Raw genomic sequence first — 23525 nt, 5'->3', positions numbered from 1 at the left:
GGCACGGTCGGCGCTCCTGGTAATCAGGACGCGCCGACCGTTCAGTCCCTGGCGATCATGCAGATCAGGATGCGGCAAGGTCCGCGATCTCCGCGGCGCCGGCAGCGAGTAAAAGCTCCGCCACTTCGATGCCGAGCAACGTGGCTCCAACTTCGGTCAGGCCGTCCGTGGCCTTTTTCTCGCGGACAGTTTTAGTGCCGTCCACGGCGCAGACAACGGCTTCCAGATGCAGCATGCTGCCCTTACGGAAGGAATACGCGCCGACGGGTGCGGCGCAACCGGCTTCGAGCCTTGCCAGGACGGCCCGTTCTGCTGTTACAGCCAGCCGGGTATCGTCGTCATTCAATGCTGCGAGTGCTTGTGCCAGCACACCGTTGGAGCCCTCAGTGGTTCCCACCTGGCGTGGAGCGTCCTCTGTTCGGCACTCGATGGCCAGGGCGCCTTGTCCGGGAGCGGGAAGCATGACGTCCGTGGCGAAGAACTCGCTCACAGTGTCCAGCCGGTCGATTCGTTCCAAGCCGGCGGCGGCCAGCACCACGGCGTCCAGATCGCAGGACTTGCCGGGAACAACTTCATCGGTGGCATTTCCGCTCAGCCCGGGTACGCGGCCAAGGCGGGTGTCCACGTTTCCGCGGATGTCCAGCACCTCAATATCCGGCCGCGCCGCACGGAGTTGCGCGGCCCGCCGGGGTGAGCCTGTGCCCACCCTTGCCCCACCCGGAAGCTCCGCGAGGGTCAGTCCATCGCGGGCACAAAGTACGTCCCTGACATCAACGCGCTTGGGCGTCGCTGCAATGCTGAGGCCCAGGGCAGCCCCAGTGGGCAGATCCTTGAGGGAGTGCACGGCGACATCGCAGCTGTCAGCCAGCAACGCGTCACGCAACGCGGCGACGAACACGCCGGTACCGCCCATCTGGGAAAGTGACCCGGTCTTGACGTCGCCCTCGGTCTTGATGTGCACGAGCTCCACCGGGAAGCCGCCAACGGCAGCCAAGCGGTCCGCTGTTTGCTGCGTCTGCGTCAGGGCAAGTTTGCTTGCCCTGGTGCCGATGCGTACCGTCACTTGGCAGCCTCCGAAGCGGGGTAGGCATCGTGACCGATACCGATGCCGACGCCAACTTCGGAAATGACGGGTTTTGCCCCGCGGAAGTTTTCGCAGCAGTTGGGACGGCAGACGTCATACCAAGGGCCCAGGTCCGTCACGTGGGGACGATCGGCGATGTTGTTTTCCACCGTGCGCTCACAGATAAGGTCCACCAGACCGGACACGAACGCCGCGTGCGTCCCCGGGGTGGGAACACGGGTGGCCTCGATGTTGAGGTTTTTGCAGGTTTCCAGCGCCTCGGTGTCCAGGTCCCAGGCAACTTCCATATGGTCGCTGACGAACCCCAGAGGAACGATTACCACGCCGCGGACGCCTTCGGGGGCAATTTCCTCAAGGTGGTCGTTGATGTCCGGTTCAAGCCAAGGAATGTGCGGGGCGCCGGAGCGGGACTGGTACACCAGGTCCCAGGCAACGTTCGGTGCCACGGTGTCCATGATGGCCTGGGCGTTGGCAAGATGCTGCGCGGCATAGGCGGATCCTTCAGCGAACTCGCGCGGCTCGTCCTCGGACCTGCCGGCGGCCTCTGCATCCCGGGTAGGAATCGAGTGCGTGGCGAACAGCACCCGGATCTTCGAATCCGGATCAGCCTCGCCTGCAGCGGCCAGCTTGCCTCGGATTTCTTCCAGACCGGCGGCAGTGCCTTCGAGGAAGGGCTGGACCACGCCGGGGTGGTCAAAGTACTGGCGGATCTTGTCCACTTCCAGCTTGCCGTCCAAGCCCGTCTCCGTCAGGGCAATGCCGATGTCTTCGCGGTACTGGCGGCAGCTGGAGTAACAGGAGTAGATGCTGGTAGTGAGCATCAGGATCCGGCGGTGTCCGGCGTCGTAAGCGTCCTGCAGGACGGGCGCAATGTAGGGATCCCAGTTGCGGTTGCCCCAGAGTACGGGCAGCTCGATGTCCCGCTTGGCCAGCTCGGCCTCGATGGCGGCCTTCAGCTCACGGTTCTGCTGGTTGATGGGGCTGATCCCGCCGAAAGCACGGTAGTGGTGCGAAACCTCTTCGAGGCGCTCGTCCGGGATGCCCCGGCCTCGGGTGACGTTGCGGAGGAAGGGGATGACGTCATCTTGACCTTCCGGGCCACCGAAGGACGCGAGCAGCACGGCGTCGTAGCGCTTGGCTTCCTGGCGGCCGCGCTCAGTGACTTCATTGACGGCCGTGGAAACGACTGGAGTGCTCATGCAAGGACCTCGGCAATCTCGGCGGCGGACACGCGGCGGCCGGTGTAGAACGGGATTTCTTCGCGGACATGGTTGCGGGCCTCGCTGTCCCGCAGGTGGCGCATCAGGTCAACAAGGTCCACGAGTTCCGGTGCCTCGAGTCCAAGAATCCATTCCCAGTCCCCCAGCGCGAAGGAGGAGACGGTGTTGGAGATGACCTGCGGGAATTCCCTGCCCAGCAAGCCGTGTTCGCGGAGCATGGCGCCGCGTTCCTCGGCCGGAAGGATGTACCACTCGTAGGAGCGCACGAAGGGGTACACGCACAGCCAAGTGCTGGGCTCCACGCCACGCGCATAGGCCGGAACGTGGCTTTTGGAGAACTCGGCTTCGCGGTGCACGCCCATGGCGGACCAAACGATCTCGGTTCCCGCGAAGAGCTTGCTGCGGCGAATGGAGCGGACGGCGGATTGCAGGTCCTCCGGCTTGGGTCCGTGGAGCCACACCATAATGTCAGCGTCCGAGCGCATGGCTGAGACGTCGTAGCTACCCCGCAGGATCACGCCGCCTTCGGCGAGCTTGTCCGCAAGGGCTTCGAATTCCTGGGCAGCATCGCCGCTGCGAAGGACGTCGGCCGAGCGCTTGAAGACCGTCCACAGCGTGTAGAACTGTTCTTCAGTTTCAGCAGTTTTAGTGACAGATTCGGCAGAAGTGTGGCTCATGGTTCAAGTTTGCCCCGTGCCAGCCCCTAAGTCGAAACGGATCAGTTCTACAAGCAGTAGAAGTGACGCAAATCACTAAAGCGAGGGCTTGTGAGCAAAAGCCTCAGCAAGCTGCGCCCGGGTATCTGCCACCACGGCAGCCAAGCCATTTCCCGCCAGCCAGCCGCCCACGACAGTCAAACCGTCCACTTCAGCGCATACCTTGCGCACCTGCGCTACACGCTGTTTATGACCGACAGCGGCAAAGGGAAGGGCGCCGGACCAGCGCACCACATCCCAATCCACGATGTCTGAACGGGACACCCGAACTGTCAGCAAGATGGACGCGTCTTCCAGGGCAGCGTCCAAGAGGGACCCTTCATCCAGAACAACGTCCGCTCCCCCGGCAGCTTCACGCCGGCCGTAGGAAAGGCGCAGCACATGGGTGCCCGGGCCGGCCTCTTCGGCCAGCCAATCCCATTTGGCGGTGGCGTGGGTCAGGGCCTTGGCTTTGATTCCAGGAGTCTGCGGTGCCACCAGTATTCCGGTTCCGCGGGGCCGGCGGTCCAGCTCCGGCAGGTCCACCACCATTGTCACCAGGCTCACCAGGGGCCCGGGAGCGGGGCGCAATCCGGATAGCTCCGGCAGGCACGGCTCCAGCAGCCCGACGGCGGCCGGACCGTCGAGCGCTACCACCAGCCGGCCGGCGTCGTACGTGGAATCGCCAGCGGTGACGTGCCAGCCGAGACTCGTCTTCACCACAGCCTCGGCGCGTTGACCCGCCTGCAACTCCACCCCACGCCTCTGCAGATCACCCACCAACGCAGCTACCAGCGTGTTCATGCCGCCCTTCAAGCCTGCGACGGCGGAACCAGCCTTCGCAGGACCGGATGCCTTGCGTTGGGAGACGCTGCGTTGGGCCGCCACGGCAGCAGCAAGCGAACCGTGCTTGCGGATTCCTGCCCTCAACCCTGGCGCGACCATATCGACGTCCAGGAGGCCGGGATCCGCGGAGTGAACACCACCCACTACCGGGGCAACCAAGCGCTCCAGCACTTTTTTACCCATGCGGGAACGAACCAAGGAGGAGACGCTGGTGACATCGACCGAGGTTCCCACTGATGCCGGCAACCAACGGTCCGCGGATGCCCTGATGGCACCCATCAGCCCCAAGGAACGCCGCACCTCGGGATCCCATGGATTGGCTGGAATTCCCAGGACGCCGGTCTTCGGGAGTTCCTGCGGGCCGTCCGGCAATTGCACCCAGGCACCTCCGGGGTGCGGCGCGACGATGTTGTCCGTCAGGCCAAGCTCACGCGCGAGGTCGGCTACGGCGGTGGACCGTGTAGCGAAGGACTCGGCACCGCTATCCAGGTGCAGCCCGGCCACAACGTGGCTCCCGACGCACCCTCCCCACTCCTGGCTTGCCTCAAGGATGGTGACCGACAAACCCGCCACGGCGAGTTCGCGCGCAGCGAGGAGGCCGGAGATACCACCGCCCACTACAACGGCGGACTCCCTGGGTTCGTGCGTCCTTGGACGTGGGTGTCCCCCGCGCATCGGCCCTACTCTGCGGGGATCGAGTGAATGAGCTCCACAACCCGCGTCAGGACCGTGGGATCCGTCTCCGGAGGAACGCCATGGCCGAGATTCAGGACGTGCCCCGGGGCATGGGAACCCGCGCTGATGACCTCGCGCACATGTGCTTCCAGGACCTCCCAAGGCGCCGAAAGCAGCGCGGGATCGATGTTGCCCTGGAGCGGCACGGTGCCACCCAAGCGACGGTTGGCCTCGTCCAGGGGCAGGCGGTAGTCGACGCCCACCACATCCACCCCGACATCACGCATCGCAACCAGGAGCTCGGACGTGCCGGTGCCGAAGTGGACCAAAGGGGCTCCCAAACCACGCACATGGTCGAGCGCGCGTTCCGAGGCCGGGGCCACGTACTTGGTGTAATCGGCCAGACCCAGGGAACCTGCCCAGGAATCGAAGAGCTGCGCAGCCGAGGCACCCGCCTCAAGCTGTGCCTGGAGGAACATGCCGGAGGTATCGGCAGCCCAGTTTGCAAGCGCCGCCCAGGTTTCAGGATCGGCGTGCATCATGGTCCGCGGGCCGAGGTGGTCACGGGACGGCTTGCCCTCAACCATGTAGGCCGCGAGGGTGAACGGTGCACCTGCGAAACCGATCAGCGGCGTCTTCCCCAGTTCGGCGACTGTCAGGCGGACGGCTTCACGGATGGGTTCCAGCGCTTCCCAGGTCAGCGTGGGCAGCGCCGCTACATCTGCAGCCGTACGCACTGGCTTGTCCAACACGGGACCCACGCCGGGGACAATGTCCACGCCCACACCCGCAAGCTTCAAAGGGATGACGATGTCGGAGAAGAAGATGGCGGCATCGACGTCATGGCGGCGGACCGGCTGAAGGGTAATCTCGGCGGCAAGTTCGGGCCGCAGGCAAGAATCCAGCATCGCGACGCCTTCACGGACCTTGAGGTATTCCGGCAGGGAACGGCCTGCCTGGCGCATGAACCATACGGGCCTGCGCGATGGCTTTCCGCCGCGATAGGCCGTGATCAGCGGTGAGTCCGAGGTGCGGCCGTCCTTCAGCGGGTGGTTGGTGCCAAGGGTTCCCGCCGGGGCGGTGGAGGCCGTACTGTTGGATGCTGCCGCACTAGAAGTCATGCCTTCGATTGTGCCGAAAATCCGGGGCAAAAGATAACGACAAGCTGTCACGTTGTGCCCCGCCCGGGCCGTTGTGGCGGGGATCACTCACCTGCGTGTGGATCACCACGGCGCCGTATTGTTCTACCGGGCTACGAAAAAGCTATGATTGGGGTGCTGTGGTTCTTTTCTCATTGGTGGCTACACACGCCGACATCGACCTCGAAACCGTCGCTCAGTTGAGCAACGGTTCCTCTGGGCTTGCCTCTGCGGCGCTCACGGATTCCCCCGTAGTCTCCGGAGCGGTGGTGCTGGCCACCTGCAACCGCTACGAGGTATACGGCGAAACGGCCAACGGGGCTGACCTTGAAGCAGCCCGTTCAGCTCTCGTTTCCCAGATCAGCGAACTGAGCGGCCTTAGCGAGCAACTGGTTTCCCGCTCTTTCGCCACCCACACGGGCTCCGATGTCACCCGGCACCTCTTCGCCGTGAGTGCGGGCCTGGACTCCGCAGTTGTGGGCGAACGGGAAATCGCCGGCCAGGTGCGCAGGGCACTCATCACCGCACAGCAGGAAGGCACAGCCAGCTCCGGCTTGGTCCGCCTTTTCCAGGCCGCTTCCAAAACGGCAAAGGACGTCGGCGCGCAGACCGCCCTGGGCTCCCGCGGCCTGTCCATCGTCTCCGTTGCTTTGGACCTCGCGACGGATCTTGCAGAGAACGACGATTGGGCCACCAAGAAGGTAGTGGTCTTCGGTACCGGAGCGTACGCCGGCGCCACTATGTCACTCCTGAGGGAACGCGGCTGCACTGAAGTCTCCGTCTACTCGTCCTCAGGCCGCGCCGAAGGCTTCGTCGCCACCCGCGGTGGAATTGCGCTCGACGCCGACACCCTCCCCGCTGCTGTTGCTGCGGCCGACGTCATGATTGGCTGCAGCGGTTCCGACAACCGGGTTGAGGCCGCTGACCTTGCCCGTGTCCGGCAAACTTCGGGCAAGCCGTTGATCGCGATCGACCTCGCCCTGACCCATGATTTCGATCCCGCTGTGGGCGAACTGGACGGCGTAGAGCTCCTGACCCTTGAGTCCGTTCGCCTCGCCGCACCCCAGGAACAGGCCGAATCCCTGTCCCAGGCCAGCGCAATCGTCACCGGGGCGGCCGCGTCCTTTGAGTCAGAGCGTGAAGCCCGGTCCGTGGACACGGCCATCGTGGCGCTGCGGCGTCACACCATGAATGTCCTGGATGCGGAGATGGAAAAGGTGCGCGCCCGGCACGGTTGCACGGCCGCAGCCGAAGAAGTGGAGTTCGCTCTGCGCCGCATGGTGAAGCAGCTCCTGCACATCCCCACGGTCCGCGCCCGCGAGCTCGCCGCCAACGGCCAACAAGAGGACTACGTCGCCGCGCTGGAGGCCTTGTACGGAATCCAGGTGGAACAGCCCCGGTCCGCAGCCCCGGCCGCGGAATGCCCCGTGGACCACCAGCAGCTTCGCTCCGAAAGCGCCTGAGGCACACGCTAGGCGAAGGCGTTAACGCCTGTCATCCCGGCGGACAACTCCCACAGTTTCCTTGCCGAGTCCTTGTCCACGGCGTGGGCGTCCACTCCCTGATACCGCGCCAGTGGTGATTCCTTATCCGTGGGATGGGCTACATCGCAGTCCTCGCAGTAAACACCGCCCTTGCCCTCCAGCGCTTTGGACGTCGCTGCCCACACCGACGTTGCAGCCCCTTGTTCCGGTGTCTTGAACCCCTCACGAAGATTGCCTTCGGCGTCCATCCAGCCGGCGGCCACCATTTCCTCCCTGGGCAAGTGCCTTTGCAGTTCGGTCATGATGCCGCCGGGGTGAACTGCAAAGGCCCGCACGCCGAACTCCCTGCCCAGCCGGTCCAGCTCGACGGCGAAGAGCGAATTGGCGGTTTTGGCCTGGCCATAGGCGCGCCACTTGTCGTAGCCGGAAGCGAAGTCGACGTCGTCGAACCGGAGAGGTGACAGCTTGTGTCCAGTGGAAGACAGGGAGACAACGCGGGCGTCCCCGGAAGCCACCAGGGCGGGCCAGAGAACGTTGACCAGCGTGTAGTGCCCCAGATGGTTGGTGGCGAACTGCGCTTCCCACCCTGGCCCCACGCGCTGCTCCGGGCTTGCCATAATCGCTGCGTTGTTGATCAAGATGTCCAGGGTGTCATGCCCGGCAAGAAAGCGTGCCGCAAAGTCCTTCACACTGTCCTGGTCTGCCAGGTCCAGGCGGTCAGTCTCTACCTCGTTTTCCAACCCGGCTTCCGCCAGAACAGCCTTGGCATGCTCCAGTCTGCGGGCCGGAACCGTCACCCTGGCTCCCGCTGAAACCAGGGCGCGCACTGTCTCCAATCCGAGGCCTGAATATCCGCCAGTCACAATGGCCGTCTTGCCAGAGAGGTAAACTCCGGACACAACGTCCATGGCCGTGGAACCGTGTCCGAATTCCGATCCGAGGGGTTCCTGAGGTGTGTCCGTGATTTCACTCATGGTTGAGCTTCGCAGACACACCGGCCAAGCAGCAACGAACTCAGTAGATTGGCTTCTCCGGCTCTACATCCCGGACCCAGGCGAGAATACCGCCGTCGAGATGGCGGACCCGGCTGTAGCCTGCCTTCTGCGCCGCCTCCAGGACAGCAGCGGAGCGCGTGCCTGCCTTGCAGTGGAAGATGATGTCCTTGTCCAGCGGCAAGTCCACCCAGGCTTCACCGGAGAGGATCCTGCCTTGCGGTATGAGGACGGAACCGTCGATGCTCACGATGCTGTGCTCGCCCGATTCACGGACATCCACCAGCTCGAAGTCCCTCTCCCCCGTTTCCCGCTCGGCCAGCATTCCGGCGAGTTCCTTGGCGGACACAGTGTGGTCCTGGTCAGTGGGCGCCAAGGGCGTCACACCGCAAAACGCCTCGTAATCAGTGAGCTCCGTGATGGGGTCGGCTTCCGGATCCTTGGATACCTTGATCTCGCGCCAGCTGCCGCCCAGGGCGTCAAAGAGCGCCACGCGCCCCAGCAAAGAGCGTCCGACGCCGGTAATCAGCTTCACTGCCTCAGTCACCATGAGTGATCCGACCGCTGCGCACAGCATGCCGAAGACGCCGCCCTCACCACAGGACGGTACGGATCCCGCGGGAGGAGCTTCCGGATACAGATCCCTGTAGGTGGGGCCATGCTCGGCCCAGAAAACACTCACCTGGCCGTCAAAACGGAAGATGGAGCCCCACACATACGGTTTCCCCAGAATGGCTGCGGCATCGTTGACGAGGTATCGCGTGGCAAAGTTGTCAGCGCCGTCGAGGATGAGGTCATAGTGCGAAAACAAGTCCAGGGCGTTCGAGGAGTCGAGGCGCACGTTGTGCAGGACCACGTTCACCAAGGGATTGAGCTCAGCGATGGCGTTGCGGGCGGACTCAATCTTTGGCGTGCCCACGTCCTTCACGCCGTGGATGACCTGGCGCTGGAGGTTGGTAAGGTCCACGTCGTCGTCGTCCACAATGCCCAGGGTCCCCACCCCGGCAGCAGCCAGGTACAACAACGCAGGAGAACCGAGCCCCCCTGCGCCTATGACAAGGACTTTCGCATTCTTAAGCCTGCGTTGGCCCACGGCGCCGATTTCCGGAATGATGAGATGCCGGGAGTATCGCTCCACCTCGGCCGGCGTGAGTTCGGCAGCAGGTTCAACGAGGGGCGGCAGGACAGCGGGCGCAGCGGTGTGGGCAGCAACAATTGAGGCCATACCCCAATGTATGCCTGCAGATGCCGCCCGGTCATATTACCCACCGGTAGAGTGGTCATAACTGCAAAGGAAAGGCGGCAGACTGTGGCTGACGGCACACGGGCAAACGATGGGGCACCAGCCAAGCAGGAACGGACTGGTTCAACGCGTTCACCAAGGTTGCCGCGGGACGAGCGCCGCGCACAATTGCTGAATGCGGCGTTGGAAGTTTTCGTCTCCAACGGTTTCCATGGCGCGGCCATGGACGAAATCGCAGAGGCTGCCCACGTGAGCAAGCCCGTGCTGTACCAACACTTCCCCTCCAAGCGCGAGCTCTACATGGCCCTTCTGGACAGCCATCTGGCCACACTGACAGAGCTGATGCTCAGCGCATTGAACTCCACCACGGACAACAAGGAACGCGTCAAGGCTGTGATGCGCGCCTATTACCGGTTCATCGCTGACGACGATCAAGCCCACCGCCTGGTGTTCGAATCGGACCTCATTAATGATCCTGATGTCAGCTCCCGTTTGGAGACTTTCAACAAAACGTTCGCGGATGCGGTGGCGCATGTCATTGCCGAAGACACCAAGTTGCCACCGCTCGAGGCGCAGCTTTTGGGACGCGGCCTGGCCGGAATGGCGCAGGTCAGCGCCCGTTATTGGCTTGAAACGGATGGAAATCTTGACCTCGATGTGGCCAGTGATCTGATCTATCGTTTAGCTTGGCGCGGAATCAGTCGATTCCCCAAAGAGTCCTAGGCTACAAATAGAGGACTGACTTAACACTTGATTGGCTTGGAGGCCTTGCTGTGGAAGTAAAGATCGGCATTCAGAACGTTGGCCGTGAGATCGTGCTCGAATCCTCTTTGGACGCCGACGCCGTAGCCAAGATTGTGGCCGAAGCTGTGTCCAAGGGCTCGGAACTGCGCCTGACGGACGAGAAAGGCCGCCAGATCATCGTTCCCGGCAACGTGCTGGGCTACGTGGAAATCGGTGCTGAAGAAGTCCGCCGCGTGGGTTTCGGCGCCCTCTAGGCCTTTCCCGCTTCACGTCCGCTAAGGAGTCTTGATGCTTTCACTCGTCGTGGTGGTTCTGGCTACCATTGCTACCGGTTTTATTGTGTGGGCCAACGACAAGCGGCACGGTAAGTACGGGATCGCGTTGCCTGCTGGGATCTCTGCGGCCGTTGGTGTGCTCAGCTGGATCGCTTTCATCAGCGCCGGGTTGGGCTACCAGCCCGGTGCGACCTGGATCCCCTGGATCCTGCCGATCGTACTGGGGACCGCCACCGCCGCAGGCGTTGTAGTCTTTCTGGGCCGGACACGCACCAAGCACGATACTGCGGAGCTGACCAAGGCTTTGAGGCTCTAAAAGAGTAAAGGCGTTGACCACCACCCCCAGGGTGGTGGTCATCGCCTTTTAAGGGCATTCACGCCGCCGGATAGCGCCCCGGTTCAGCGGCGGCACCGAGTCTGGCTGCGGCCACGCTCACGGAAACTGCAGCGTCGACATCACGCCGCGTTATGGCTTGTCCGGCGTCGTGGGAAACATAACGGAGAAAGACCCTGTTGTAACGCCACTCCAGATCCGGATGGTGGTTTTGTTCTTCGGCGATCCGGCCAACGGCGGCGATGAACTCCAGCGCGCCGGCCGCCGTCGGACTTTTATATACGGTCACCAGGCCGTCCTGAAACTTCCAGTCCGGGAGGTCCTTCAGGGCGGCGTCGATGTCCGCTTGCGACAGTTGGTCTCCGATGCCCGCCATGACTGCTCCTTGTCTAGTGGAACTCTGCGCCTAGTGGAACTCTGCGCCTAGAGGAACTCTGCACGGCCTTCCATGGCTGACGACGCCAAAGCGTGCTCCCGCCGCGGAATCCGGCCTGCCTGCCTGGCCAGCCTACCGGCGATCACAGCGTGTTTGAAGGCTTGGCCCATCTGCACCGGGTTCTGTGCACGGGTTACGGCAGTGGCCAACAGAACGGCGTCGCAGCCAAGCTCCATGGCGAGTGCGGCATCGGATGCTGTCCCGATTCCGGCGTCCAGAACCACAGGAACGGAGGCCCTGGACACGATCAGTTCAATGTTGTGCGGGTTCAGGATGCCCAGGCCGGTTCCAATGGGTGAACCGAGCGGCATGACGGCGGCAGCGCCAAGGTTCTCCAGACGGAGCGCCAGCACGGGATCGTCGTTGGTGTAGGCGAAGACCTTGAATCCGCGGTTCACCAGTTGCTCAGTGGCGTCTACGAGTTCCACAGCATCCGGGAGGAGCGTGTGCTCGTCCGCGATGACTTCCAGTTTCACCCAATCCGTCTCGAGTGCTTCGCGGGCCAGTTCCGCGGTCATCACCGCGTCCTTGGCCGTGAAACAGCCAGCGGTGTTGGGCAGCACCCGGATGCCGTTGTCCACCAGAAGCTGGAACAGCGAGCCCGTTTCGGCCGGAGAATAGCGCCGCATGGCGACGGTGGTGAGTTCGGTCCCCGAGGCAAGCAACGCTGCGCCAAGCCCGTCCAGACTCGGCGCACCTCCGGTGCCCATGATCAGGCGGGAACCGAATTCGACGCCGTCAATCACCAATGCGTCGGTGCGGACCTCAGTGTTTGCTGCTGTCATTGTTCAGCCTCCTTGGACTGCTGTAACGAGTTCGAGTTCGTCTCCGTCGGCGAGCGCCGTTGCAGACCATTGGCTGCGCGGCACTACTTCGGAGTTGCGTGCGACGGCGACGCCCAACTTGCCGCCGTCGGCCGCCTGCCCGCGGGGGTCCAGGATGCGGCCTGTGATGGCACTGACGAGGGTGCTGACGGATGCGTCGTCCGGCACTGAATGGTCGGATCCATTGAGTTTGATGTTCATGCTGATTCCTTGTTGGGAGCGTGGACTGGGATGAGGTCGTCGGGAGTGGCCGCGTCTCCTGCGAAACGGCCGGGCCGGAAGGGAGCCCATCGGGGGTCCGTCGAACCGCCGATCAGTTCGCCCACGATCCTTGCGGCGATGGGTGTCAAGAGGACTCCGTGACGGAAGAAGCCAGTAGCAATCACCAAGCCGTTAATGTCGCCATTGGTTGCGGCGACGCGTCCCAGCAACGGTGCGTTGTCCGGAGTCCCGGGCCTGGCGCGGGCGGTGGCCTCCAGCAGTTCCAGCTCTGCCACCGCCGGAACCAGCACTTGGGCATCGCGCAGGAGCTGGTAAACGCCTCCCGCTGAGACTGCGTTGGACGACGCGGACAATCCGTCCTCCCGCTGGGTAGCTCCGATGACCACCGTGCCGTCTGCCCGGGGCACGATGTAGACGGGGACGCCACGCACCATGCCGCGCACCGTGGCGGTGACGAGGGGCCGGAGGTGTTCGGGGACGCGGAGCCGGAGGATGTCGCCGTACACCGGACGCAAGGGCAGCGTGAGCCCTTCAGGCAGGCCAGCCAGGCTGGCTGCGCCGAGGCCGTTGGCAACAACCGTCTCGGTTGCCGCCACTGGTGCACCAGATTCAAGTTCTACGCCGGAGACTCTTCCCGATTCCCACAGCAAACCGCGGGCCTGGGATGTCACGGCAAACCCGTTCTCTGCGCCGGGGACCCACGTGGTGCTGCCAGGTGCGTGGAGTGCCAGGCCGGCCAACAGGCATTCAGCCAATTTTCGCGGATCCACTTGGTGATCAGCGGGGATATCGAAAGCACAGGAGATTTGGGGACTGAGCAGGGGCTCGCGGTCCCTCGCCTCGCGCAGGGCCAGGGGCTCCACACCCAATCCTGCTGCCAGCTGTACTGACCTCAGGTCTGCGAGCGCACGGCGGTCGGCCGCGTCGGCACCCACCGCAAGGGTCGGCGTCGTGCGGTATCCGGTGGCTTCAGACCCCTGAGGGAGGCCGGCAGTAAACGAGGGCCACAAACGGGAGGATTCCAGCATCAGCTCGAGGAGGTCTTCCTCCTGATAGTGCAGTTCACTTACCGGGGCCAGCATTCCGGCCGCCGCATAGCTTGCTCCGCTTGCCGGCGCGGGATCAATCAGGGCCACGGAGCGACCCACTCGTCGGGCCTCGTGCGCTATGCCAAGCCCGATCACGCCGCCGCCGATGACGGCCACATCTGCTTGGAGGTTGGTATGGCGGGGACCTGCCATTGGATTCCTTCCCTACGCCGGTACTAGCCGGATCAGGTCAAGCGGTCGGCGCTGAAGCCCTCTCAGCCGGACAGTCATATGACGAACGTCGCGGCTCCCGCAGTACGTGCCCAGTTTAGAGGAACTACTCTGGTTCCCATGACCCAGCCTGAATCACTCGCCTCAGCCCGCCTCTACCTGTGCACCGATGCCCGCAAGCGGCAGGGCGATTTTGAAGACTTTGTGGATGCCGCGTTCGAGGGCGGCGTGGACATCATCCAACTCCGTGACAAGACCATTGAAGCGGCCGAAGAATTGGAACTGCTGGCGGTTCTGCGTAGCGTCGCCGAGCGCCACGGACGGCTCTGGGCGGTCAATGATCGGGCCGATGTTGCCCGTATTTCCGGGGCTCCGGTCTTCCACGTCGGTCAAATGGACCTGCCCTTGGAAGCGGCCAGGACCTTGCTGCCAGGCGGCACCGGCATCGGGCTCTCAACACACACTCCTGCGCAGATTGACGCTGCCATTGCTGCCTCTTCCGGCCAGTACGGACTGGATTACTTCTGCGTAGGTCCTGTGTGGGCAACACCCACAAAACCCGGCCGCGACGCCGTCGGACTGGACCTGGTCACATTTGCCGCAGAAGCGGTCAAGAACGCCAACCAAACTACGCTTCCCTGGTTCGCCATCGGTGGCATTGACCTCAGCAACGTAGAAAAGGTGGTAGCTGCCGGAGCCAGCCGTGTGGTGGTGGTCCGCGCGATCACTGAGGCAACGGATCCGACGGCGGCTGCCAAGTCGCTGCTGCAAGCCCTGGACGCGGTCTAGCGAACGTCAAGCCTGCAGCTGGTCAAACCGTCAAGCCCAGACCGGTCATTCGTCGCCCATGCTTTTCGGCGAGTTCTCCTGTCAACCTCTTGATGGCGGCCCGGGCATCTCCGCCGCTCTTGAGGGTAGGTCCCAGGCGGGGATGTTCCATGCCAACCCGTTGCGCCTGTGTGAGTGCTTCGCCCACTAAACGGCGGCCCCACATAGCCAGCCGCGAGGCGAGCCTGGGGTCATCGGCCAACGCCCGCCTGAGGAGGACCCGGAGGACTTCGGTAGCCTGATCGGGAGAGGCCACCCGCTCAACGAATTGCTGGGTCGCGGAGTCCAGAAAAGCCGAAACTGATCTGTAGAAATCCGATGACACGGTATCGATGACGTAAGCCTTCATCACGGACTCGTACCAGTCTCCGGGCTTGGTCCGCTCATGAAAGTGGTCAAACGATCGTTGAAACGGCAGCATGGCTTCCTCGGGATCAATGCCCATTTCCGTGAGCCGATCATTGAGCAGGGCAAAGTTCCCGTAGGCGCCCACGGCGATTTTTGCGAGCACCGACCGGTCATGAAGTGTGGGAGCGAAGCGGGAATCGAAGGAGAGCCGCCCGAAAGCGGACAACTCACCGTAGGCCATTGCCCCGAGGAGCTCGGCTGCGAGTTGCCCGGCGGGAGGCGAGGCGTCCGGGGAAGTGCCCATGGGTCAAGACTATCCCCGGATGTCCTCCGCTTCTCCGGCCCCCTGTGGCCGCTTCGGGCGTTGTCCCTGCCAGGCTGGCCCAATGTGAGACTATCCGCCCGATTCGGGCTAACCTGACTTTCGTGTCACATCATCGGATTGCTCCCAACGTCGACGACTCGACTGATCAGCTCGCCGCGGCCCTTGCAGCCCTGAGGACTGAGCTTGAACTCCCAGGCGCGTACCCCACAGAAGCCGTGGAGGAGGCACGCCGTGCGGTGGCGACACACGAGATCCCGGAGCGCGACCTGCGGGACGTTCCCTTTGTGACCATTGATCCTGCAACGTCAACCGACCTCGATCAGGCGCTGTTCATTGACCGCGCCGGTGCAGGGTACAAAGTCCTCTACGTCATCGCCGACGTCCCGTCGTTCGTGGCTCCCGGTGGGGCGCTGGATGCCGAAACGCGTCACCGCGGACAGACCTTTTACGCCCCGGACGGCCGTATCCCGCTGCACCCGGAGGTCATCAGCGAGAACGCCGGGAGCCTGCTGGCCGATCAGGACTGCAGCGCCTTCGTCTGGGATTTCGACCTGGACGCGGGTGCGAAAGTGCAGACAGTGTCAGTAGCACGCGCCGCCGTGCGCAGCAGAGCCAAGCTGAGCTACAAAGACGCCCAGCAGCACATCGATGATGGAACAGCCCCGCCCGTCCTGCAGCTCCTGAAGGAAGTAGGACTCAAGCGCGTTGAGCTGGAAAGGCTGCGCGGCGGCGCAAGCCTCAACATGCCGGAGCAGGAAATTGTCCAGGCAACCGACGGCGGTGGCTACAGGATCGTGGCCGTCCCCTCGCTGCCGGTGGAGGACTGGAATGCACAAATCTCGCTGATGACGGGGATGGCGGCTGCCCAGCTGATGCTTGACGGGAAAGTGGGCATCCTTCGCACCATGCCCGCCCCGGACCAGCGCTCCCTGCAGCACTTCAAGAGGCAAACCACTGCGCTTGGCAAGCCTTGGGATGGTCAAATTACCTATGGCGAGTACTTGCGGACGCTGGATGCCTCAGATCCCAAGCAACTGGCCATCCTGCACTCGGCCGGGACACTGTTCAGGGGCGCCGGATATACCCCCTTTGACGGCGAAGTGCCAGACACAGTGATCCAAGCGGCCATTGGTGCGCCATACGCCCACACCACAGCGCCGTTGCGCCGCCTCATTGACAGGTTCGTCCTGGTGATCTGCGAGGCACTCAGCAACAACAGGGAAATTCCACGCTGGGCACGCGAGGCCCTCCCTTCATTGCCGGACATCATGGCGTCTTCGGACCAATTGGCTGGACGTCTTGAGCGGGCGGCATTGGACACGGTGGAAGCAGCCCTCGTGGCCAACCATGTGGGCCAGGAATTCGATGCCGTGGTGATCTCCGGCTCCAAGCCCTCCAATGGGAATGGAAACGGCAACGGAAACGGGAGCGGCCCTTACGGCGTTGTCCAGATTGCGGAACCCGCTGTTACCGCCCGGTGCGACGGCGAGTTGGAGTCAGGAACCGAGGTCCGGGTGCGGCTTGTCAAGGCCGATATTGCCAGCCGTGAGATCAGGTTCGAACTGCAGCGGTGACGCGATGCATCCGGCGATCCGGGCTTTATGGCTCCCAGAGGATAGACTGGGCCTGTAGTAATGGATGCCCGGTCGTTGATTCAGTTAATTTTTGAACTCAACAAGCCCGCCCCTACGCGATCTTGAGATGTACCAACTGGTCACCAGTGCCAGTACTTAGATAGCCCGCGATCGGCTTCCACTGGACTTGCTTGCGCGCCCGTTCGTGCTCCGGTACGGCTCCGCCGCCCCCGTTGAGCATGCAGCGCCAATGCCCAAATGAATAAGGAAACTCCCTGTGAGTGAATTGCATACCCATGAAGTCCTGACGGACTCCACCGGAACTGAATCCATCGAACCCGAGGAAACGATCATCTCGGATGAGACGCCCCACGAGATCGAAGAAAAGTCGTTTGCTGACTACAACGTCCGCGCCGACATCGTCGAGTCCTTGGCCGACGCCGGCATTACGCACCCCTTCCCCATCCAGGCAATGACCTTGCCGGTTGCACTGAGCGGCCACGACATCATTGGTCAGGCCAAGACGGGTACCGGTAAGACGTTGGGCTTCGGCATCCCTGCCCTGCAGCGCGTATCAGGCCGCGATGACGCCGGCTACGAAAAGCTTGCCGTGCCGGGTGCACCCCAGGCCTTGGTGATCGTTCCCACGCGTGAACTTGCCGTGCAGGTTGCCAACGACCTCCAGACCGCATCACGCAAGCGCAACGCCCGCATCGCCACTATTTACGGCGGCCGTGCCTATGAACCCCAGATTGACGCCCTGCAAAAGGGCGTCGAAATCGTTGTGGGCACCCCGGGCCGGTTGATCGATCTCTACAAGCAAAAGCACCTGAGCCTCAAGAACGTCAAGATGGTGATTCTTGACGAGGCCGACGAAATGCTGGACCTTGGCTTCCTTCCGGACGTTGAGACCCTGATCGCCGGCACGCCGGCCGTCCGCCAGACGCTGCTCTTCTCAGCAACTATGCCCGGCCCCGTCATCGCGATGGCACGCCGTTACATGACACAGCCGACCCACATCCGGGCAGCTGACCCGAATGATGAGGGCCTCACCAAGCGCGATATCCGCCAACTTATCTACCGTGCACACAGCATGGACAAGACCGAGGTTGTGGCCCGCATCCTGCAGGCACGCGGGCGTGGCCGCACCATCATCTTCACCAAGACCAAGCGCACTGCCGCGAAGGTGGCCGAGGAACTGGTTGACCGCGGCTTCGCGGCTGCTGCCATTCACGGCGACCTCGGCCAGGGTGCCCGCGAGCAAGCCCTTCGCGCTTTCCGCAACAACAAGGTGGACGTCCTGGTGGCCACCGACGTCGCGGCCCGCGGTATCGACGTTGATGACGTCACGCACGTCATCAACTACCAGTGCGTTGAAGACGAGAAGATCTACCTGCACCGTGTTGGCCGTACCGGCCGCGCCGGAAACAAGGGCACCGCCGTCACGTTTGTTGACTGGGACGACATGCCGCGCTGGGGTTTGATCAACAAGGCTTTGGGACTCAGCGTTCCGGAGCCCATCGAGACCTACTCTTCCTCGCCGCACCTCTACAGCGACCTCGATATTCCCGAGGGCACCAAGGGCCGCTTGCCGCGCAACAAGCGCGTTCTCGCAGGCGTGGACGCCGAGGTCCTCGAAGACCTTGGCGAGACCGGCAAAAAGAACGCCCGCTCCGGCGGCTCTGACCGCAATGCCGGTCGTGACGGCGGACGTGGCCGCGATGGCGGCCGTGGCCGCTCCGGGAAGTCCGGCGACTCAGACTCCAGCGAGTCCAAGGGCGACGGCGGACGCAACCGTACGCGCCGTCGTCGTACCTCTGATGGCGAAGCAGCCCCGGCTGCAGGCGTCGCAGAAGCCCGCACCGCCACCGCTGACAACGCTGAGAAGCCCGCCCGCACGCGCCGTACCCGTACGCGTCGCCGCAACGGCGAAGTGGTTTCCGGTGAGACCGCTGCCGCCCAATCCGGCAGCGCCGAGGCCTAAAACCCTCAATGACTGAAACTGTTTGGGCGCCGGACGGCGGCAATTTGGTGGTGCACGCGGACAACGCGCAGTTCCTCCCTACGCTGCCGGACGGCGCCTTCACACTCATTTACGTGGATCCGCCCTTTAACACCGGCCGGGTCCAACGCCGCCAGGAAACCCGCATGGTCCGCAACGCGGACGGCGACGGCGACCGCGTCGGCTTCAAGGGCCGCTCCTACGACACCATCAAGGGCGCCCTACACAGTTACGACGACGCCTTCAGCGACTACTGGTCGTTCCTGGAGCCCAAACTCGTGGAAGCGTGGCGTCTCCTGGCAGATGACGGCACGCTGTACCTGCACCTCGATTACCGCGAAGTGCACTACGCCAAGGTGATGCTTGACTCGATCTTCGGCAGGGAATGTTTCCTCAACGAGATCATCTGGGCCTACGATTACGGTGCCCGCGCCAAAAACCGCTGGCCCACCAAGCACGACAACATCTTGGTGTACGTGAAAAACCCCACCAAATACCACTTCGACAACGCCGAGGTGGACCGTGAACCCTACATGGCGCCCGGCCTGGTTACCCCCGCCAAACGTGAACTCGGCAAGCTGCCCACAGACGTCTGGTGGCACACGATTGTTTCACCGACCGGCCGCGAGAAGACCGGCTACCCCACCCAGAAGCCCGAAGGCCTGGTGCGCCGGATTGTCTCCGCATCGAGCCGCGAGGGCGATTGGTGCCTCGATTTCTTCGCAGGTTCCGGGACGCTCGGTGCTGTCGCAGCCAAGCTGGGCCGCAGCTTCGTGTGTGTCGACCAAAACGAGCAGGCCATCGAGGTCATGCGCAAGCGGCTGGGCAGCAAAGCCGTGTTCCACGACATCCAGCCTTCGGTGTCCCAAGCCTGACCCGGGATCAGGCGACGCCCTTCACGAAGGCCGTCACGGAGTCCGCGATCATCTGCACGGCAATGGCTGAGAGCAACAGGCCGGCGATCCTGGTGACAAGTTCCACACCATTTTCGCCGAGGACGCGCTGAACCACGCCCGCGAACCGCATCGCAAGGTACAGCGAGGCAAGCACCACCGCAATGCCAAGTCCAACTGCAAGATACTCTGACAGTTCGCTGGACTGCTGGACGAAGACCATGACTGCCACGATCGCACCGGGACCAGCCATGAGCGGAGTCCCCAGCGGCACGAACGCCACATTCTTATATTTGGCGGCGTTTTCTTCGCCACTGGTGGACCCGGTCAGCAGCTGCAGGGCAATAAGAACCAAGAGCAGACCACCCGCACCCTGCAAGGCAGCCAGCGAGATGTGCATGTAGTTCAGGATTGACTGGCCAAAGATCGCGAAAACCACTATCACGCCGGTGGCCACCAAGAGCGCCTGGAACGCGGAGCGGTTACGGTCCTTCGCGGACATCTGGGCCGTTAAGGACATGAAAATAGGCACCGTTCCGGGCGGATCCATGATCACGAACAACGTGACGACTACCGATGCGAGCAGCTGCAAATCCATCAGCGGAGCCCCTTCACCGAATCACCGTAGATCCTGTTGCCAGCTCCTCGATCTGCGCCAAGACCTCAGGCGACGTCGTGTTCTCGCCCAAGAGGTTTGGTTTTCCCGTTCCGTGATAGTCGGAGGAGCCTGTGATGAACAGGCCGTGCTCGGCCGCCAGGCCCCGCAGGAAGATGCGGCCTTCCTCAGGATTGTCGCGGTGCTCCACTTCAAGCCCCAGCAAACCGGCGTCGATCATGTCCCTGTACGTGCGTTCCCCTACGATGCGTCCCCTGGCCGACGCCACTGGATGGGCGAAGACCGGGACGCCGCCAGCGGCCCGGACAAGCTCGACGGCGACAGCAGGGTTGGGCGCGTAGTGCTGCACGAAGTACCGCGAATGTGAGGTGAGGATGGAGGTGAACGCTTCCGTACGGTCGGCCACCACACCGGCGGCAACCAGGGCATCGGCAATGTGCGGGCGTCCAACTGTTGCGCCGGGAGCCACATGGTGGATGACGTCATCCCATGTCAGCGGATAATCCTCGGACAACAAGGTGACCATGTGCTCGGCCCGGGTGAGCCTGGCATCCTTCGACTTGGTGATCTCCTCCAGTAATCCAGGATGTGCGGGGTCGTGGAGATAACTGAGCAGGTGGACGCTGATGCCTTGCTCCGTCCGGCAGGAGATTTCCATGCCTGGAACAAACGCGATGCCATGTTCCAAGGCCGCAGCGGCGGCGGGCTCCCAGCCATCCGTGGAATCGTGGTCAGTCAGCGCGACGGCGTCCAGGCCGGCCGTCACGGCGGAAATGATCACCCCGGCGGGTGTCTCGGTTCCGTCGGAAACATTGGAGTGCGCATGCAGGTCTATCCTCACTTCCCCAGCCTATGGGATGTGCGGCCCCTTGGAGCGTTGCGCCGTTGGCCTCCTCACGGAACTGGTGGGACGATGTAACGGTGAACGATGCCGAAAACACCCAAAACATGGACACCGCAAATTCCCAGCCCCTGGAGGAGCGTGTCAACAACCGCTCACAGAGGCCCACATCAGATGCCTTCAAGGCATTCATGGCCAGCAATTGGGCGCCGGCGCCGCAGGTGACCCCTGCGCGAGACGCCGTTGCAGACCATGCCGCGCGCCGCCGTCGTACCATCTCCGAACTGTTCAAAGGCGAACGGCTTGTTATCCCGGCCGGTCCGCTGAAGGTCCGCTCCAACGACTGCGACTACCGCTTCCGCCCCCACTCCGGTTTCGCCCATCTCACGGGGCTGGGCCTGGACCACGAGCCTGACGCCGTCCTGATCCTGGAGCCGGTGGCTGAAGGAAAGGGCGACGACGGCGGTCACCACACTGCGACGCTCTACTTCCGGCCGCTGGCCGGCCGCGATACCGAACAGTTCTATGCTGATTCCCGCGCCGGTGAGTTCTGGATCGGTGCACGCCCCACACTGGCCGAGTTCGAAGCCCGCCTGGGCCTGCCCACCGCACACATTTCCGAGCTTGAAATGGCGATCACCAAGAACGTCGGCGCTCCGGAAATCGGCGGCATCTCCATCCGCCTGGTCCGCAAGGTGGACGAGAACATTGACGCCCTGGTGGACACCGCCCGCTATAACACCGCCAAGGACCCCGAAACCCTGGACCTCGGTGAACTCGACGCCTTGGACGAAAAGCTCAGCGAAGCGCTCTCCGAGCTGCGCCTCCTGAAGGACGAGTGGGAAATCGAGCAGATGAAGATCGCTGTCGCGGCCACCGTGGAAGGCTTCGCCGACGTCGTCCGTGCACTCCCCCGGGCGCTGACCCACAAGCGCGGCGAACGTGTTGTTGAGGGTGCCTTCTTTGCCCGCGCCCGTGAGGAAGGCAACGAACTCGGCTACGACACCATTGCTGCCTCCGGCAATAACGCCACTGTGCTGCACTGGAACCGCAACTCGGGAACCGTCAACGCCGGTGAGCTCCTCCTGCTCGACGCCGGTGTGGAAGCCGACTCCCTCTACACCGCGGACGTCACCCGCACCCTGCCAGCCACCGGCACGTTCACCGATGTCCAGCGCAAGGTCTACGAGGCTGTCCTGGATGCCGCCGACGCCGGTTTCGCCGCCGCCCAGCCAGGTGTCCGGTTCCGCGACATCCACACAGCGGCAACCACCGTGTTGGCCGAGCGCCTCGCTGAGTGGGGCCTGCTGCCGGTGTCGGTCGAGGAAGCCATCAGCCCTGAGGGCCAGCAGCACCGCCGCTGGATGCCGCATGGAACCAGCCACCACCTGGGCCTGGACGTTCACGACTGCGCCCAGGCAAAGCGCGAACTCTACCTCGACGGGATCCTCACCGAAGGCATGGTCTTCACCATCGAACCCGGCCTGTACTTCAAGGACGAAGACCTCGCCATCCCCGCTGAGTACCGCGGCATCGGCGTCCGGATCGAAGACGACATCCTCATGACCGCCGATGGCCCCGTGAACCTCAGCGCCGCGTTGCCGCGCAAGGCAGACGACGTCGAGTCCTGGATGGCCGGCATCTACCAGGAGGCGCAGGGCCAAGCCAGCACCAAGGCGTAGCCCGCCGCGAACGCATTCCGCCGCGAAGGCCACCGGATCATGGATCCGGTGGCCTTCCCGCAATGCTTTGCTCCGGCTGTTACTGCTTGGAGGAGTCTTCGGAGCTGGACTGCTGTCCGTCTTCCCGGGGTGCATTCTGGCCCTCTGTCACGCGTACACCGTACTGCGGACGACCATCCGGAAGGTCCGGGTAACGGACCGCGGCCGGTGTGGGGTTTTGTGCAGGCTGCGGGCCGGGTGCCGCCGCGGCTGCAGGAGCCTGCTGGCCCTCCGGCGCGCCGGACTCCGGGCCACGTTGGCCGTAGGGGTCGTTCCAGGTGGTGGGACGCTCAGGAGCTTGGCCGGGCTGCTGGAACGGAGTGTTCTGGGGGTTGTAGTTGCTGCCCTGCGGCGCAGCTGCCTGCGAGGGGTTCATGGGCAATTGCTGCAGCAGGCGGCGGGCCTCATGGGATGCCTCGACGGCAACAATGACGTCATAGTTGGTGGCCACCACCTGGCTGGTGGAGGTGAAGTCACGCTTACCCCTCTGGGTGGCGTAGGTGACGATGCCGAACAGCATGAAGAAAGCCGCGCCCATCAGCACCGAGGTGATGATGGAGAACGGACCGCCGGCTGGAGTGAAGAAGGAGAGCATCACACCGACGAACAGGCCGAACCACATGCCGCTCAGAGCGCCGGACAAGGCCACCCGCGGGTAGCTCAGGCGGCCGGTCACCCGCTCAACCATTTTGAGGTCGTTGCCCACGATTGACACCAGCTGAACCGGGAACTGTTGGTCCGCGAGGTAGTCCACCGCCTTCTGGGCATCCAAATAAGAGGTGTACGACCCCACGGTGTCTCCTTGGGGGACGCTGCGGGATTCCTCAATGGCTTTGGGACCACCAAAAATGTTAGACATAGCCCCATTGTGTCTCATGGACATGTGAAGAGGCTGGAATTCAGCT

General features: G+C 63.4%; 24 protein-coding genes and 1 riboswitch. Of the genes, 9 read left to right on the top strand and 15 right to left on the bottom strand.

Translation table 11 applies throughout. The features are described from left to right. Positions 1-64: 64 nt before the first annotated feature. From hemC to hemE, 5 genes are all read right to left on the bottom strand, one after another. Positions 65-1063, bottom strand: a complete 999-nt coding sequence (gene hemC / locus BMY91_RS03290) for a hydroxymethylbilane synthase (RefSeq protein WP_090818185.1) — start codon at positions 1061-1063, stop codon at positions 65-67. After that, complete coding sequence (locus BMY91_RS03285; protein ID WP_090818182.1) at positions 1060-2283, bottom strand: ferrochelatase; 1224 nt, start codon at positions 2281-2283, stop codon at positions 1060-1062. The genes hemC and BMY91_RS03285 overlap by 4 nt, the downstream gene beginning before the upstream one ends. Then, a complete protein-coding gene (gene hemQ / locus BMY91_RS03280) occupies positions 2280-2981 on the bottom strand; it encodes a hydrogen peroxide-dependent heme synthase (RefSeq protein WP_090818179.1) in 702 nt (233 codons plus the stop codon). Before hemQ ends, BMY91_RS03285 begins: the two co-directional genes overlap by 4 nt. 75 nt (positions 2982-3056) lie before the next feature. Continuing rightward, entirely contained in the window at positions 3057-4520 is a 1464-nt protein-coding gene (hemG, locus tag BMY91_RS03275; protein WP_090818176.1) for a protoporphyrinogen oxidase, read from the bottom strand. A 5-nt stretch (positions 4521-4525) separates the two neighbouring features. Beyond that, positions 4526-5641, bottom strand: coding sequence for a uroporphyrinogen decarboxylase (gene hemE, locus BMY91_RS03270; protein ID WP_090818173.1), 1116 nt, complete (start codon positions 5639-5641; stop codon positions 4526-4528). 158 nt (positions 5642-5799) lie between these two features. Here hemE and BMY91_RS03265 point away from each other — a divergent pair, with 158 nt between their 5' ends. After that, positions 5800-7122, top strand: a complete 1323-nt coding sequence (locus BMY91_RS03265; protein WP_090818170.1) for a glutamyl-tRNA reductase — start codon at positions 5800-5802, stop codon at positions 7120-7122. 8 nt (positions 7123-7130) lie between these two features. Here BMY91_RS03265 and BMY91_RS03260 read toward each other — a convergent pair whose 3' ends face one another. Together BMY91_RS03260 and moeB are read right to left on the bottom strand one after the other, a co-directional pair. After that, positions 7131-8117, bottom strand: coding sequence for an SDR family NAD(P)-dependent oxidoreductase (locus BMY91_RS03260; protein WP_090818167.1), 987 nt, complete (start codon positions 8115-8117; stop codon positions 7131-7133). A gap of 40 nt (positions 8118-8157) precedes the next feature. Beyond that, positions 8158-9360, bottom strand: a complete 1203-nt coding sequence (gene moeB, locus BMY91_RS03255; RefSeq protein WP_090818165.1) for a molybdopterin-synthase adenylyltransferase MoeB — start codon at positions 9358-9360, stop codon at positions 8158-8160. A 6-nt stretch (positions 9361-9366) separates the two neighbouring features. Here moeB and BMY91_RS03250 point away from each other — a divergent pair, with 6 nt between their 5' ends. From BMY91_RS03250 to BMY91_RS03240, 3 genes are read left to right on the top strand one after another with little or no spacing between them, the layout of a single operon-like run. Then, positions 9367-10101: a TetR/AcrR family transcriptional regulator gene (locus tag BMY91_RS03250; RefSeq protein ID WP_175538568.1), complete on the top strand. Its 735-nt coding sequence runs from the start codon at positions 9367-9369 to the stop codon at positions 10099-10101. 50 nt (positions 10102-10151) lie between these two features. Then, on the top strand, positions 10152-10376 hold the full coding sequence (locus BMY91_RS03245; RefSeq protein WP_090818159.1) for a DUF3107 domain-containing protein: 225 nt from the start codon (positions 10152-10154) through the stop codon (positions 10374-10376). Positions 10377-10410: 34 nt separating this feature from the next. Further along, a complete protein-coding gene (locus BMY91_RS03240; protein WP_090818156.1) occupies positions 10411-10713 on the top strand; it encodes a cytochrome c-type biogenesis protein in 303 nt (100 codons plus the stop codon). Positions 10714-10771: 58 nt separating this feature from the next. Here BMY91_RS03240 and BMY91_RS03235 read toward each other — a convergent pair whose 3' ends face one another. The 4 genes from BMY91_RS03235 to thiO form a co-directional block, all read right to left on the bottom strand. Next, positions 10772-11107, bottom strand: a complete 336-nt coding sequence (locus tag BMY91_RS03235) for a 4a-hydroxytetrahydrobiopterin dehydratase (RefSeq protein ID WP_090818153.1) — start codon at positions 11105-11107, stop codon at positions 10772-10774. Positions 11108-11154: 47 nt separating this feature from the next. Then, a complete protein-coding gene (locus tag BMY91_RS03230; protein WP_090818150.1) occupies positions 11155-11952 on the bottom strand; it encodes a thiazole synthase in 798 nt (265 codons plus the stop codon). A 3-nt stretch (positions 11953-11955) separates the two neighbouring features. After that, entirely contained in the window at positions 11956-12192 is a 237-nt protein-coding gene (thiS, locus tag BMY91_RS03225; RefSeq protein WP_090818147.1) for a sulfur carrier protein ThiS, read from the bottom strand. Next, positions 12189-13454: a glycine oxidase ThiO gene (gene thiO, locus BMY91_RS03220; RefSeq protein WP_090818144.1), complete on the bottom strand. Its 1266-nt coding sequence runs from the start codon at positions 13452-13454 to the stop codon at positions 12189-12191. The genes thiS and thiO overlap by 4 nt, the downstream gene beginning before the upstream one ends. Next, positions 13447-13565, bottom strand: a riboswitch (TPP riboswitch). Its footprint overlaps the gene before it by 8 nt. 27 nt (positions 13566-13592) lie before the next feature. Here thiO and thiE point away from each other — a divergent pair. Beyond that, positions 13593-14261, top strand: coding sequence for a thiamine phosphate synthase (gene thiE / locus BMY91_RS03215; RefSeq protein ID WP_090818142.1), 669 nt, complete (start codon positions 13593-13595; stop codon positions 14259-14261). Between the two features lie 22 nt (positions 14262-14283). Here the strand turns inward: thiE and BMY91_RS03210 are convergent, their stop codons facing one another. Continuing rightward, on the bottom strand, positions 14284-14952 hold the full coding sequence (locus BMY91_RS03210) for a ferritin-like fold-containing protein (RefSeq protein ID WP_090818139.1): 669 nt from the start codon (positions 14950-14952) through the stop codon (positions 14284-14286). Between the two features lie 122 nt (positions 14953-15074). Between BMY91_RS03210 and BMY91_RS03205 the strand changes: the two genes are divergently transcribed. The 3 genes from BMY91_RS03205 to BMY91_RS03195 all read left to right on the top strand — a co-directional run bounded on the left by BMY91_RS03205 (position 15075) and on the right by BMY91_RS03195 (position 19424). Then, positions 15075-16547: an RNB domain-containing ribonuclease gene (locus BMY91_RS03205; protein ID WP_090818136.1), complete on the top strand. Its 1473-nt coding sequence runs from the start codon at positions 15075-15077 to the stop codon at positions 16545-16547. A gap of 277 nt (positions 16548-16824) precedes the next feature. Continuing rightward, positions 16825-18531 carry a DEAD/DEAH box helicase gene (locus tag BMY91_RS03200; protein WP_090818132.1) on the top strand — a complete coding sequence of 569 codons (1707 nt, stop codon included), beginning with the start codon at positions 16825-16827 and terminating at the stop codon, positions 18529-18531. A gap of 8 nt (positions 18532-18539) precedes the next feature. Next, entirely contained in the window at positions 18540-19424 is an 885-nt protein-coding gene (locus BMY91_RS03195) for a DNA-methyltransferase (protein ID WP_090818129.1), read from the top strand. Between the two features lie 7 nt (positions 19425-19431). Here BMY91_RS03195 and BMY91_RS03190 read toward each other — a convergent pair whose 3' ends face one another. Together BMY91_RS03190 and BMY91_RS03185 are read right to left on the bottom strand one after the other, a co-directional pair. After that, positions 19432-20040 (bottom strand): MarC family protein, encoded by a 609-nt coding sequence (locus tag BMY91_RS03190; protein ID WP_090818126.1) that lies wholly within the window; start codon positions 20038-20040, stop codon positions 19432-19434. 13 nt (positions 20041-20053) lie between these two features. Beyond that, positions 20054-20899, bottom strand: coding sequence for a PHP domain-containing protein (locus BMY91_RS03185; protein ID WP_090818123.1), 846 nt, complete (start codon positions 20897-20899; stop codon positions 20054-20056). Between the two features lie 80 nt (positions 20900-20979). Here BMY91_RS03185 and BMY91_RS03180 point away from each other — a divergent pair, with 80 nt between their 5' ends. Continuing rightward, complete coding sequence (locus BMY91_RS03180) at positions 20980-22581, top strand: aminopeptidase P family protein (protein ID WP_090819125.1); 1602 nt, start codon at positions 20980-20982, stop codon at positions 22579-22581. A gap of 79 nt (positions 22582-22660) precedes the next feature. On the opposite strand, the gene BMY91_RS03175 is transcribed toward BMY91_RS03180, so the two are convergent. Then, complete coding sequence (locus tag BMY91_RS03175) at positions 22661-23479, bottom strand: YflT domain-containing protein (protein WP_177179835.1); 819 nt, start codon at positions 23477-23479, stop codon at positions 22661-22663. Positions 23480-23525 lie beyond the last annotated feature (46 nt).

This window comes from Arthrobacter sp. yr096 (genome assembly GCF_900108925.1).
In the GTDB taxonomy this organism is placed as follows: Bacteria; Actinomycetota; Actinomycetes; order Actinomycetales; family Micrococcaceae; genus Arthrobacter.
Note: the sequence above shows the minus strand (reverse complement) of the source record. Positions and strands in the feature narration are given on the sequence as shown.